The organism is Streptomyces sp. NPDC043861, from assembly GCF_056435905.1.
Genome location: NZ_JBWKDP010000004.1, coordinates 239742 through 252992, shown reverse-complemented (window position 1 = coordinate 252992; position 13251 = coordinate 239742). Strand labels below are relative to the sequence as shown.

The 13251-nt window shown below is 71.6% G+C and carries 12 protein-coding genes; 6 read left to right on the top strand and 6 right to left on the bottom strand.

Annotated features, from left to right (window positions below; all coding sequences use genetic code 11):
- Window positions 1-133: 133 nt before the first annotated feature.
- Both AC068D_RS12010 and AC068D_RS12005 read left to right on the top strand, forming a co-directional pair.
- Window positions 134-2383 (top strand): acetate--CoA ligase family protein, encoded by a 2250-nt coding sequence (locus tag AC068D_RS12010; RefSeq protein WP_478822857.1) that lies wholly within the window; start codon window positions 134-136, stop codon window positions 2381-2383.
- 56 nt (window positions 2384-2439) lie between these two features.
- Window positions 2440-3159, top strand: coding sequence for an enoyl-CoA hydratase/isomerase family protein (locus AC068D_RS12005; RefSeq protein WP_478823125.1), 720 nt, complete (start codon window positions 2440-2442; stop codon window positions 3157-3159).
- A gap of 15 nt (window positions 3160-3174) precedes the next feature.
- On the opposite strand, the gene AC068D_RS12000 is transcribed toward AC068D_RS12005, so the two are convergent.
- Complete coding sequence (locus AC068D_RS12000) at window positions 3175-3774, bottom strand: phosphoribosylanthranilate isomerase (protein ID WP_478822856.1); 600 nt, start codon at window positions 3772-3774, stop codon at window positions 3175-3177.
- Window positions 3775-4046: 272 nt separating this feature from the next.
- Between AC068D_RS12000 and AC068D_RS11995 the strand changes: the two genes are divergently transcribed.
- Window positions 4047-4643 (top strand): flavin reductase family protein, encoded by a 597-nt coding sequence (locus AC068D_RS11995; protein ID WP_478823124.1) that lies wholly within the window; start codon window positions 4047-4049, stop codon window positions 4641-4643.
- Window positions 4644-4711: 68 nt separating this feature from the next.
- On the opposite strand, the gene AC068D_RS11990 is transcribed toward AC068D_RS11995, so the two are convergent.
- Window positions 4712-5554 (bottom strand): NAD(P)H-binding protein, encoded by an 843-nt coding sequence (locus AC068D_RS11990; RefSeq protein ID WP_478822855.1) that lies wholly within the window; start codon window positions 5552-5554, stop codon window positions 4712-4714.
- Window positions 5555-5708: 154 nt separating this feature from the next.
- Here AC068D_RS11990 and AC068D_RS11985 point away from each other — a divergent pair, with 154 nt between their 5' ends.
- Window positions 5709-6206, top strand: coding sequence for a MarR family winged helix-turn-helix transcriptional regulator (locus AC068D_RS11985; protein ID WP_478822854.1), 498 nt, complete (start codon window positions 5709-5711; stop codon window positions 6204-6206).
- Between the two features lie 60 nt (window positions 6207-6266).
- Here AC068D_RS11985 and AC068D_RS11980 read toward each other — a convergent pair whose 3' ends face one another.
- On the bottom strand, window positions 6267-7589 hold the full coding sequence (locus AC068D_RS11980) for an MFS transporter (protein WP_478822853.1): 1323 nt from the start codon (window positions 7587-7589) through the stop codon (window positions 6267-6269).
- Window positions 7590-7648: 59 nt separating this feature from the next.
- On the opposite strand from AC068D_RS11980, the gene AC068D_RS11975 reads away from it, so the two are divergent.
- Window positions 7649-8644, top strand: coding sequence for a GlxA family transcriptional regulator (locus tag AC068D_RS11975; RefSeq protein ID WP_478822852.1), 996 nt, complete (start codon window positions 7649-7651; stop codon window positions 8642-8644).
- 258 nt (window positions 8645-8902) lie between these two features.
- Here AC068D_RS11975 and AC068D_RS11970 read toward each other — a convergent pair whose 3' ends face one another.
- From AC068D_RS11970 to AC068D_RS11960, 3 genes are read right to left on the bottom strand one after another with little or no spacing between them, the layout of a single operon-like run.
- A complete protein-coding gene (locus tag AC068D_RS11970) occupies window positions 8903-9952 on the bottom strand; it encodes a Zn-dependent alcohol dehydrogenase (RefSeq protein WP_478822851.1) in 1050 nt (349 codons plus the stop codon).
- Window positions 9949-11250, bottom strand: coding sequence for an acyl-CoA dehydrogenase family protein (locus tag AC068D_RS11965; RefSeq protein WP_478822850.1), 1302 nt, complete (start codon window positions 11248-11250; stop codon window positions 9949-9951). The genes AC068D_RS11970 and AC068D_RS11965 overlap by 4 nt, the downstream gene beginning before the upstream one ends.
- An 8-nt stretch (window positions 11251-11258) precedes the next feature.
- Window positions 11259-12182 carry an SDR family oxidoreductase gene (locus AC068D_RS11960; RefSeq protein WP_478822849.1) on the bottom strand — a complete coding sequence of 308 codons (924 nt, stop codon included), beginning with the start codon at window positions 12180-12182 and terminating at the stop codon, window positions 11259-11261.
- Between the two features lie 99 nt (window positions 12183-12281).
- On the opposite strand from AC068D_RS11960, the gene AC068D_RS11955 reads away from it, so the two are divergent.
- Window positions 12282-13217, top strand: a complete 936-nt coding sequence (locus AC068D_RS11955; protein ID WP_478822848.1) for a cyclase family protein — start codon at window positions 12282-12284, stop codon at window positions 13215-13217.
- Window positions 13218-13251: the final 34 nt, after the last annotated feature.

Below are 13251 nucleotides of genomic sequence, written 5' to 3'. Positions count from 1 at the left end.
CTGCGGTCGGACCGGGCGGCGGAAGCGCGGGGGAAAACGGGCTTTGCCTGCACACCCATTCCTGACCGTCCGTCAGCTGGGTAATCTGACTATGCGTCAGTAACTTGGCCGACGAGCAAGGAGCGGGCGGAAGATGCTTGGATCGACCCACGGCACCCTCACCACCGACCTCCGCGCCCGAGTCGTGGCCTGCGGGGAGCAGCCCGGGCCCGCTGTCCACGGCATCGCCGCGGGCGAGGGCGATCTGGATGTCAGCGGCCGCACGCTGTACACGCCCGTTCCCGATCTCGACCGGTTCTTCCGGCCCGAGTCGGTCGCCGTCGTCGGGGCCTCCGACACGGAAGGCCGCCCGAACACGGGGATCACACGGCAGTTGATCGGCTGGTCCGAACGCGTCGGCGCGCGGTTGCATCCCGTGCACCCGAGTCGTAGCACCGTGTTCGGACTGCCCTGTGCCGCTTCCGTCGCCGAACTGCCCGAGCCCGTCGATCTCGCTGTGCTCCTCGTGGCCGACCCGATGCCCGTGATCGAGGAACTGGCGCAGGCCAAGGTGAAGTTCGCGGTGGCGTTCGCCTCCGGTTTCGCGGAGACGGGCGAGGAGGGCGCCGCGGCGCAGCGGCGGCTGGCCGCGGCCGTCGAGCGCTCCGGACTGCGCCTGCTGGGGCCGAACACCAATCTCAACGCCTTCGAGAAGTTCCGCGACGACCTCGAAGGGCCCGCCGTCGCACTCATCACCCAGTCCGGTCATCAGGGCAGGCCCGTCTTCACGATGCAGGAGCTGGGCGTAAGGCTCTCCCACTGGGCGCCCACCGGCAACGAGGCCGATCTGGAGACCGCCGACTTCATCTCGTACTTCGCGGGAAGGCCCGAGGTCGGGGCGATCGCCTGCTACGTCGAAGGGCTCAAGGACGGGCGCTCCTTCCTGCTCGCCGCCGACCGGGCCGCGCGCCACGGGGTGCCGGTCGTGGCCGTGAAGGTCGGACGGACGGAGACGGGCGCACGCACGGCCGCGTCCCACACCGGCAAGCTGACCGGTGCCGACCGGGTCGTGGACGCGGCGATGCGGCAGTACGGCGTGATCCGTGTGGACGGGCTCGACGAACTCCAGGACACGGCCGCCCTGCTGGCGCGGGCGCGCAAGCCGCGGGCCGAAGGCGTCGTCGTCTATTCGATCTCCGGCGGCACGGGCGCGCACTTCTCGGATCTGGCGACCGCGGCCGGGCTGCGACTGCCGCAGCTGTCCGGGGCCAAGCAGACCGAACTGCACCAGTGGATACCGGAGTACCTGAACGTCGCCAACCCCGTCGACAACGGCGGCCACCCGGTGGGCGACTGGCGCGGCCGGAAGATCATCGAAGCGATCCTCGCCGACCCCCAGGTCGGTGTGCTGATCTGCCCGATCACCGGCCCGTTCCCGCCCATGAGCGACAAGCTCGCCCAGGATCTCGTGGACGCGGCGGAGACGACGGACAAGCTGGTGTGCGTGGTGTGGGGCTCGCCGGTCGGTACGGAGGAGGCTTACCGCACGACGCTGCTCGGGTCGTCGCGGGTCGCCACCTTCCGTACGTTCGCCAACTGCATCACGGCGGTGAAGGCGTACCTGGACCACCACCGGTTCACCACCGGCTACCGCTCCGCCTTCGACGAGGCACCCCGCACCCTCTCCCCCTCCTTCCGCAAGGCACAGGCCCTGCTCCGCCCCGGCCACCGGCTGAGCGAACACGCAGCGAAGCAACTGCTGCGGGCGTACGGCATCCGCGTACCGCGCGAGCAGTTGGTGACCAGTGCGGCCGCAGCCGTGCGCGCGGCGGGTCTGGTGGGCTATCCGGTGGTGATGAAGGCATCGGCACCCCAGCTGGCGCACAAGACCGAGCTGGGTCTGGTGAAGATCGGGCTGACCTCGGCCAGCCAGGTCAGGGACGCCTACCGTGAACTGACCGACATCGCCCGCTACGAGGACATCGCCCTCGACGGCATCCTGGTCTGCCAGATGGTCGAGCGGGGCGTCGAGATGGTCGTCGGTGTCACCCACGACGCGCTCTTCGGGCCGACGGTGACGGTGGGCCTGGGCGGGGTGCTGGTGGAGGTGCTCCAGGACGTGGCGGTGCGCGTCCCACCCTTCGGCGAGGACCAGGCCCGCTCCATGCTCACCGAACTGCGCGGGCGGGCACTGCTGGACGGCGTCAGGGGCCGGCCCCCGGCGGACGTGGACGCACTCGTCGAAGTCGTCCTGCGGATCCAGCGGATGGCGCTGGAACTCGGCGGGGACCTCGCCGAGCTCGACATCAACCCCCTGATGGTGCTGCCGCGCGGGCAGGGCGCGGTGGCGCTGGATGCACTGGCCGTGTGCCACCCCGCACCCCGGACCCTGGAGGCGCATTGATCCGCCACACCACCGGCAACGGCGTCCTGTGGATCACCCTCGACCGCCCCGAGGTGATGAACGCCCTCACTCCGGAACAGCGGGAGCGGATCATCGCAATCCTTGCGGACGCCTCCGCCGACCCCGGGGTACGGGCCGTCGTGATCACCGCCACCGGCAAGGGTTTCTGCGCCGGGGCGGACCTGCGCGGAGCGCCGTCCGGCACCGAACGGATCCCGGGCGATGTCGCCCGTACGATCCGGCTCGGCGCACAGCGCCTCATCGCGGCCGTGCTCGACTGCGAGAAGCCCGTGATCGCCGCCGTGAACGGCACCGCCGCCGGGATCGGCGCCCATCTCGCGTTCGCCTGCGATCTGGTGCTGGCCGCCGAATCCGCCCGGTTCATCGAGGTGTTCGTACGGCGCGGCCTGGTCCCTGACGGCGGCGGTGCCTATCTGCTGCCGCGGCTGATCGGACCGCAGCGGGCCAAGGAGCTGATGTTCTTCGGCGACGCCCTGTCCGCCGCCGACGCCGAGCGGATGGGGCTGGTCAACCGGGTCGTGCCGGCGGGCGAGCTGGAGAAGACGGCCCGTGAATGGGCCGAGCGTCTCGCCCAGGGCCCGACCCGTGCGCTTGCGTTCACCAAGCAGCTCGTCAACGCCGCGTTCGACACCGACCGCGCCACGGCGTTCGCCGCCGAGGCGGCGGCGCAGGAGATCAATATGACGACGCGGGACGCGAACGAGGGCGTCGCCTCCTTCGTCGAACGCCGCACCCCCCGGTACCGAGGGCTCTGATCGTGCGCCCCGGCGCTATCCGGCGCTGCGGGCCGCCTCGATGAACGCCGTGATCAGCTCGGGGCTCTTGACGCCCCGGCTGATCTCGATTCCGCTGGACACATCGACGCCCCACGGACGTGCCATGCGCACCGCCTCCGCCACATTGTGCGGATCGAGTCCCCCGGCCAGCAGCCAGGGCCGCCCGGGCGGGGGGAGCCGCTTCCCCGACCGGTCCCATGTCTCACCGGCGCCGGGCACCGGCGCATCGAGCAGCAGGATGTCCTCGCCGCGCTCCCCGTGGCACGGCACGTCGCCCCGTACGGCGACGCCCCGGATCAGCGTCCGCCCGTCCGGCCGCAGGGCGTCGTAGTAGCCGATGTCCTCGTGCCCGTGCAACTGCACGGCGCGCACGGCACTGGCCTCCAGCAGGGCCCGTACCTCGTCCAGCGGCTGGTCGCGGAAGACGCCGACCGTCATGATCCCTTCCGGCACGCGGCGCGCCAGGCGCCGCGCGCTGTCGGCGTCGATACGGCGCGGGCTCTCGGCGAAGACGAACCCGATCGCGTCGGCGCCGGCCTCGACGGCCGTGTCCACGTCCCGCTCGGTCCGCAGACCACAGACTTTGACGAACAAGGATGACTCCCCACTTCTGCTGCTCCGTGACCGTCGCGGTCGCCGTCACCTCCACGCTACTGGCCGGCGACGGGTGCTCCCCGCCGTCACTCCTTCCGCAGTTCCGCACCTCGCCCGTGTCCGGGTCACCGACCACGAGGGAGAGCTCCGGCCGCGCGGCCGTTCCGGCGGTCTGCCACCCGGCGAGCCCCTGGCACGCCGCGACATCGAGCCATGGGGTTCACATCTGACGAACCGTCAGCTTCAATGGTCGTGTGATGGGACATGCAGCGATGGCGGCAACCGCGGTCCGCTACCTCAGGTCGACCGGGGCCTCCACGACCTCCGGCCCGGTGGAGACCTTTCCGCGCCCGGAGCTGCGCGCCGTGCGGGACGACGAACGCCTCGGCGTGGACCCCGGCGAGTTCCGCCGGGTACTCGGCCACTTCGCGAGCGGGGTCACCGTCATCACGGCACACGACGACGAAGGCGGTGGCCCCACCGGGTTCGCCTGCCAGTCCTTCGCGTCCCTCTCCCTCGACCCTCCCCTGGTCGCCTTCATGGTGGCCCGCACCTCGACGACCTGGCCGCGCATCGCCCGCGCGGGGGCGTTCTGCGTCAACATCCTCGGCGCGGACCAGGGCGGGCTGTGCCGTGCCTTCGCGGTGAGCGGAGCAGACAAGTTCGCGGGCGTCGCACACCACCCCGCGCCGGTGACGGGCTCCCCCCGGCTGGCCTCCGTGCCCGCCTGGGTCGACTGCACGATCAGGGCCGTGCACACGGGCGGTGACCATCTGATCGTCGTGGGACGGGTGGAGGCCCTGGGGGCGGAGCCGGACGGGGATCCCCTCCTCTTCCACCAGGGCCGATTCGGACACTTCACCGCCTGACCGGCACCCCGCCCCCCTCGGCACCCCGGACGGGGCGGACACAGGCCCCTGCACAGGCCCCTCCCAGGTCAGTTCCGGGTGAAGGCGGCGGCGTTCTCATGTGCCCACTGCTCGAACGTGCGGGCGGGCCGGCCGAGAAGGCTCCGGGTGGTGTCCGCGATGTCGGCGGGGCCGGCGCACGCTGCGGCCCAGAACGCGAGCAGGGAGGCGGCCATCGGCGCGGGCATGAACCCGCTCATCTGCCGCTCGGCCTCGTCGTGGCTGATCCGCTCCACGGGGATGTCCCGACCGGTGATCCGGGAGAGTACGGCGAGTTGCTCATGGAAGGTGAGCGACTGGGCGCCGGTGAGGGTGACGGCGCGGCCCCTGAGAACGCCGCCGGTCAGCGCCTCGACCGCGATGTCGGCGATGTCGGCGGGGTGGATCGGCGCGATGTGGGCATCCGGGTAGGCGAGCTGGATCGGCAGGTTCCGGCCGATGGCGTGGGACCAGCCGAGGGCATTGCTGGCGAAGGCACCCGCACGCAGGAACGTGTGGGTGAGATGCGAGGCGGCCAGGGCGCGTTCGACCTTGAGGCTGTGCGAGGCGAGCGGATCGGTCTCGGCTCCGGGAGCAAGGACCGAGGCGGAGGACAGCAGGACGACGTGCTCGACGCCCGCAGCCTCGGCCTCCTTGATCAGGTCGTCGATGCCGCCGGGCTCGGGGTAGAGGAACACCTGGCGGACACCGTGGAGAGCGGCCGGGAAGGTCTCGGGCCGGTCCAGGACCAGCTCGGTGGCCTCGATGCCGGCAGGAACGGTGAGTTCGGCGAGGCGGGCGCTGGCGGCGCGGACGGGCAGACCTGCGGAGTGAAGGCGGCTGACGACCGCCTGGCCGACCTGGCCGCGGGCGCCGGTGATGAGGATGGTCACGGTGATTCCCCCTGGTTGACAGACATGCTGATCGAGACGCATGCCGACTGGACACGCATGGATACGCCGATGTCGGGCGCATATGCATGCAAGCATGCATGTAATTTCACGTCAACACGTATCTTCGGAGGTGCACGAATATAGGCTGGGGCACATGACGCCGAACAAGCCGAGAACGCCCGACGAGCTGCTGGACGCCGTGGGCCCTGCGTTCTCCAAGCTGCGCCGCACGTCACTGCTGGAGGTCGCGAACCCGATCTCGGCCAAGGACCTGAGCCGCACGCTCGTCCTCAACATCGTTCTGGAGCACACCCGGAACGACAACAAGGAGATCACCGTCGGCGCGGTGGCCGAACTCCTCGGCGTGGACCCCTCGGTCGCCAGCCGCATGGTCACCGACAACATCAAGGCCGGTTATCTCATCCGTGCCGCCTCGCAGCAGGACGGTCGCCGCACCGTCCTGAACCTCAGCCCCGAGGGCATCGAGCTGATGGCCCGCTTCCGCAGGCATCAGCGCGAGGCGTTCGAGTACATCACCGCCGACTGGTCCGAGCACGACCGTCTGGAATTCGCCCGCCTGATGCTGCAGTACGCCGATTCCCTGACGGGCCTGCGCGACCGGGACGCGGCCACCGGCACCAAGGGCCCGTAGGCCCCGGCACCGGCCCGGGCGCCCGGGCCGCCGCACTCACGACCGCGAGGGCCGGGACCATCAGGCCGCTGCCGTGAGCACCGACGGCGCCTGGCGCCTCCTGATCACCAGCGCCATCAGCGCCGCGGCCGCACACAGTGCACCCGATGCGTACCAGACCACGTCGTACGAGCCGAAGAGATCCCGGGCGACACCGCCCGCGAAGGCGACGACCGCCGCTCCCACCTGATGGGAGGCCAGCACCCAGCCGAAGACGATCGCCGAGTCGTCGCCGTAGTGCTCCCGGCACAGGGCGATGGTCGGCGGGACGGTCGCCACCCAGTCGAGGCCGTAGAAGACGATGAAGAAGACCATCGGCGGGTGGACGGACGGCGCGAGCAGCATCGGCAGGAAGAGCAGGGAGATGCCGCGCAGCGCGTAGTAGACCGCGAGCAGGCGGCGCGCGTCGAAACGGTCGGTGAACCAGCCGGACGCGATCGTGCCCACGACATCGAAGACACCGATCACCGCGAGAAGCGACGCCGCCGCCGTGATGGGCATCCGGTGATCATGGGCGGCGGGAACGAAGTGGGTCTGCACCAGACCGTTCGTCGACGCACCGCAAATGGCGAAGGTACCGGCCAGCAGCCAGAACGGCCCGGTGCGGGCGGCCGACAGCAGCACGCCCACCGTGCGACGGGCGGCCCCCTTCACCGGTGGGGGCTTCGGAACGAACTCCTCGGCACCGTACGGGGCGACGCCCACGTCCGCCGGATGGTCCCGCAGCAGCAGCCAGACGAAGGGCACCACCGCGAGAGCGGCCAGAGCGACCGTGACGGCGGCCGGCCGCCAGTGGTGCTCCTGGACGATCCACGACAGCAGGGGCAGGAAGACCAACTGCCCGGAGGCCGCCGCCGCCGTGAGGATGCCGGTGACGAGACCGCGCTTCTCGGTGAACCAGCGGTTCGTCACCGTCGCCGCGAAGGCCAGGGCCATCGAGCCCGTTCCGAGCCCGACGAGCAGCCCCCAGCACAGCAGCAGTTGCCACGCCGCCGTCATCCACACCGTCAGACCCGAGCCGATCGCGATGATCGTCAGGGCGCCCGCGACGACCCTGCGGATGCCGTACCTGTCCATCAGCGCGGCGGCGAAGGGCGCGGTGAGCCCGTACAGCGCGAGGTTGACGGAGACCGCGAGCCCGATCGTGCCCCGCGACCAGCCGAACTCCTGGTGCAGCGGATCGATCAGCAGTCCCGGCAGCGAGCGGAAGGCTGCCGCACCGATGATCGTCACGAATGTCACGGCGGCGACGAACCACGCCCGGTGGATCCTCCGTGGCCGGGGGACCGCGTCCTGAGCGGAAGCTGCGGGGAGATCGCTTGTCTGGGTCACGTCACCAAGCATCCGGAGACGCATGTCCACGAGCGAGTGGCCCGAAGGACAGCATTCGATATGATCGGGCCATGGCCGCCCCGAAGCCACCGCGGAAGCATCGCGTCGTCGTCCTCGCACTCGACGGCTGCATCCCCTTCGAGCTGGGCATTCCCCAGCGCATCTTCGGCCGCGCCGCGGACCCCTGGGGCCGGAAGCTGTACGAGGTCGTCACCTGCTCGGTCCGGCCGCCGGGCCCGGTCCGCACCGATGCCGACTTCGCCGTGCTGGTCGAGAACGGGCCCGAGGCGCTGGCCACCGCGGACACGATGATCGTGCCCGCCTCGTACGAGCTCGGCCCCGTCCACGAGGAGGGCCGGCTCACCCCCGAACTGGCCGCCGCCTTCGCGGGACTGCGGCCCGGCACCCGGCTGGTGTCGATCTGCACCGGCGGCTACGTCCTCGCGGCGGCGGGACTCCTCGACGGCCGGCCGGCCACCACGCACTGGTCGTCCTCGGAGCACTTCCAGCGCACGTTCCCGGCCGTCAAGGTCGACGCGGACGTCCTGTTCATCGACGACGGCGACGTGCTCACCTCCGCCGGGGTGGCCGCGGGCATCGACCTGTGCCTGCACATCGTGCGCCGCGACCACGGCGCAGCGGTCGCCAACGAGGTCGCCCGCCGTACGGTCGTCCCGCCGCACCGCGACGGCGGGCAGGCGCAGTACGTCCAGCGCCCCGTGCCCGAGCCGCAGCTCGCGACGACGTCGGATGCGCGTGCCTGGGCGATGACCCGTCTCCATGAGCCGATCCAGCTGCGCGACCTGGCCGGGCAGGAGTCCATGTCCGTACGGACCTTCACCCGCCGTTTCCGCGAGGAGGTCGGGGTCAGTCCGGGCCAGTGGCTGGCCCAGCAGCGCGTCGAGCGCGCCCGGCACCTCCTCGAGAGCACCGACCTGTCCATGGACCGGGTGGCGCGCGATGCGGGCTTCGGCACCGCCCAGTCGATGCGTCAGCACGTACAGGCGGCGCTGGGGGTTGCGCCGACGGTGTACCGGCGCACGTTCCGGGCGTCGGCAGCAGGCTGAAGGGCGGCCGTGGCCGGCGCCCTTGAGCACCACCACCCTGGGGGCGGCGGGGCATTGCCGCGGCAGGTCCGGCCCGAGGGAAGGCACTGACGGGCGGGCCCCTGCCCGGCCGACGGGCCCGTCCGGGCAGGGGTGCGGCCCCCGGTCCCGTGCGGGGCAGGCGGGGAACGTACGCCGCTCCCCACCGCACCTGCCGGGGCGGTCGCTGCCCGCCGGTGAAGGGGAACGGTGTGCGCGGACCCGGTCCGCCGCCTGCGCTCAGAACGTCAGCACGCCCCGTGCCACCCGCCCGTGCTCCGCGTCGTCCGCCGCCTTGGCGAAGTCCTCGACCGGGTAGGTGCCGGTCACCAGTTCGTCGAGCAGCAGCCGGCCCTCCTCGTAGAGCCGGGCGTACAGCGCGATGTCGTGCTGCGGCCGTGAGGAGCCGTACCGGCAGCCCAGGATGGACTTGTCCAGGAACATCGACGCGGGCAGGAAGGTCGCCTCGGCCGTCGGGGCCGGCATGCCGAGGAGAACCGCCTGCCCGTGCCGGTCGAGGAGGTCGATCGCCTGGCGCACGAGCGCCGTGTGGCCGACGCACTCGAAGACATGACGGGCGCCGTCCGGGAGGATCTCCCGGACGTCCGCCACCGAGGTGAGGAAGTGCGTCGCGCCGAAGAGCCGTGCGGGTTCCTCCTTCGCCGGGTTCGTGTCGACGGCGACGACGGTGAGGGCGCCCGCGAGCCGCGCGCCCTGCAGCACATTGAGGCCGATGCCCCCGGTTCCGATGACGACGACCGTGTCACCGAGCCCGACCTTGGCCCGGTTGAGCACCGCCCCGACGCCGGTGAGGACACCGCAGCCGATGAGTGCCGCCGAGGTGAACGGGAGATCCTGAGGGATCTTCACGGCCTGGACCGCCTTCACCAGAGTCCGTTCCGCGAAGGCCGAGTTGGACGCGAACTGGTACAGCGGCCGCCCGCCCCTCGAGAACGGCTGCCCCGGCCTGCCGATCGCCCTGCGGCACATGGTCGGCCGCCCCCGGTCGCACTCGGCACATGCTCCGCAGCTGGCCAGTGTGGACAGCGCCACATGGTCGCCAGGCACCACATGGGTGACCCCGGCGCCGACCGCTTCCACGACGCCCGCGCCCTCGTGCCCCAGGACGACGGGCACGGGGAAGGGAATCGTGCCGTCGATCACCGACAGGTCGCTGTGGCACAGCCCCGCCGCGGCGACGGCGACGAGCACCTCACCGGGGCCCGGGTCCCGTATCTCCAGATCGTCGGCCACCTCGACCCGCCGGCCGTCGAAGACGACACCTCTCACCGCGACTCCCTGGGTAGGCCGAGCACCCGCTCGGCGATGATGTTGCGCTGGATCTCGTCCGAGCCGCCGTAGATCGTGTCGGCGCGGGAGAAGAGGAACAGCCGCTGCTGTTCGTCGAGTTCGTACGCCGGCGACCACGGGCCGGGGCCGCCCGCGGCCGCCGCGCCCCTCACCTGCACCGCCAGTTCGCCGAGCCGCTGGTGCCAGCCGCCCCACAGCAGTTTGGCGACGCTCGGGGCGCCGGGGTCGTCCCGAGCACCCAGCGTGCGCAGGGCGTTCCAGCGCATCGTGCGCAGTTCGGCCCACTGGCGTACGAGACGGTCGCGCAGCACGGGGTCGCCCACCGCGCCGCTCTCCACGGCCAGCGCGACCACCCGGCCCAGCTCCTCCTCGAAGCCGATCTGCTGCACCAGAGTCGAGAGCCCGCGCTCCAGGGCGAGCAGTCCCATCGCCACCTGCCAGCCGTTGCCCTCGCCGCCGACGGCTTCGACGGCCTCCGCGCCGTCGAAGAAGACCTCGTTGAACTCGCTGGTGCCCGACATCTGCCGGATCGGCCGCACCTCGATACGGCCCGGCTGGTCCATGGGCACCAACAGGAACGTCAGCCCGTGGTGGCGGCGCGAGCCCGGTTCGGTGCGGGCCAGCACGAAGCACCAGTGGGCCTCGCGGGCGAGCGACGTCCAGATCTTCTGGCCGGTGACCCGGTAGCCGTCGCCGTCCCTCACCGCGGAGGTGCGCACCGACGCCAGGTCCGAGCCCGCGCCCGGCTCGCTGTAGCCCTGGCACCACAGCTCCTCTCCGCGAGCGACTCCGGGCAGGAAGCGGGCCTGCTGCTCCTTGCTGCCGTAGGCGATCAGCGTGGGCGCGAGCAGGTTCTCCCCGATGTGTCCGACCCGGCCGGGCGCGCGGGCGCGGGCGTACTCCTCCGCCCAGACGACCTGCTGGGTCAACGTGGCCCGCCGGTTGCCGTGGTCGGCCTCCCACCCGAGCCCGATCCACCCGTCCCGCCCGAGCTCCCGCTCCCAGCCGAGCCCGGTGAGCCCCTGGCCCAGGTGCTCGCCGAGCCAGGTGCGGGCCTCGCACCGGAACGCCTCGTCCTGCGGCCCGGACCCGAAGGCCGTACGAGCCTCCGCGTCCGGGGCAGGGGCCGCCTCGGCCGGCGCATGGGCCGCCTTGTCCGGGGCGGGGAACGGGGGCGGGGGATTCGGTCCGCCCTGCCCTGCGCCGCTCTGCCCTGCGCTGCCCTGCCCTGCGCTGCTCTGCCGCGGCGGGGGCGGGGTGGGGTTCGCGGCGCCCACGGTCCCGGTCACCGCGGTCCGGACGGCTGGATGTTCGGGCGGTCGCCGGAGGCGGCGGCCTTCGCCATCGCCTCCAACTGGGCCAGCATGGGCATCGGGTCCGTGCCGACCGTTCCGGGGAGGAACTCCGCGATCTTCTCCGGGGTCCAGGCCCCCTCCGCGTACCCGGCCCGCAGCTCCCTCGGCTGGGCCCACACCGCGATCTTGGGGCCCGCGATCGTGTAGACCTGGCCCGTGATCTCCCTGGCCCGGTCGGAGAGCAGATAGACGACGAGCGCCGCCACGTCCTCCGGCTCGCCGATCTCCTTCAGCTCCATCGGCACGTTCGCCGACATACGGGTGCGGGCGACGGGCGCGACCGCGTTCGCCGTCACCCCGTACTTGTGCAGCCCGAGCGCCGCGCTGCGCACCAGCGAGATGATCCCGCCCTTCGCGGCGGAGTAGTTGGCCTGGGCGACGGAGCCCTGGTGGTTGCCGCTGGTGAAGCCGATGAGCGTCCCGCCGCCCTGCCTCCGCATCACGGCCGACGCCGCGCGGAAGACGGTGAAGGTCCCCTTCAGATGGGTTGCGACGACCGGGTCCCACTCCTCCTCGGACATGTTGAAGAGCATGCGTTCACGCAGGATTCCGGCGACACAGACGACTCCGTCGATCCGCCCGAACCGTGCCAGCGCCGTGTCGACGACCCGCTGTCCGCCCGCCATGGTCGAGATGTCGTCGGCGACGGCCACGGCCCGGCCGCCCGTCGCCTCGATCTCCTCGACCACGGCGTCGGCGACCTCGGACGTGGGATCGCCGCCCCCGACCGAGACGCCGTGGTCGTTGACGACGACCTGCGCACCCTCAGCGGCGCAGGCGAGGGCCACGGCCCGTCCGATGCCCCGGCCGGCACCCGTCACAGCGACGGCCTTGCCTGCCAAGAAGTTCCCCATGTCCGGCCCCTTCCCGCGATATCTGACGGACCGTTAGATTCTATGGTCGGCCGGACACCCGAGCACAAGACCCAGGAACCCGGGACCTCAGGAGGACCGATGTCACTGCCGACCCTGCCGCCGGAGTTCCACGACATCGCGAAGCGCGTGAACAACTGGGGGCGCTGGGGTGCCGACGACGAGATCGGGACGCTCAACCTGATCACGGACGAGGTCGTGCGGACAGCCGCCGCGGAGGTGCGCACCGGCCGCCGGGTACCGCTCGCGCTGCCCCTCCAGCAGGACGGCGTCCAGACCGGCTTGATCCCGGGCCGGGTGAACCCCCTGCACACCATGGTCCAGATCAATCAGGAGCTCTTCGGCCCCGGTACGGTCGCCACCAGCGACGACACCGTGACGATGGGGCTGCAGGCGGCAACCCACTGGGACGCCCTCACCCATGCCTCCCATTCGGGAAGGATCTACAACGGCCGCCCGGCCGACACCATCACCGCACACACCGGGGCCCGCTTCAGCGGCATCGACAAGGTGCGGTCGCTCGTCACCCGTGGCGTGCTGCTCGACGTGGCACGCGCGAAGGGCATGGACCGACTGCCCGGGAACCACGCCGTCACGCCCGAAGACCTGTCCGAGGCCGAGGAGTTCTGCCGCGTACGCGTGCGCCCGGGGGACGTGGTGCTCGTGCGGACCGGCCAGGTCCAGGTGTACCTCGGCGGCGACAGACACGGATACGGCTATCCGTCACCGGGCCTTTCGGTCCGTACACCCGAATGGTTCCACGCCCGCGATGCCGCGGCCGTTGCCAACGACACGCTCACCTTCGAGATCTTCCCTCCGGAGAACGAGAATCTCTGGCTGCCGGTGCACGCCCTGGATCTGGTGGAGATGGGCATGCTGCAGGGCCAGAACTGGAACCTGGAGGAACTGTCCGACGCCTGCGCGGAGGAGGGCCGTTACGCCTTCCTCCTGTCGGCCACGCCCGAACCGTTCGTGGGCGCAACCGGCACGCCGGTCGCACCGGTGGCGGTGCTGTAGCGCCGGCCCCGGGTCCGGCACGGCCGGGCGAGGC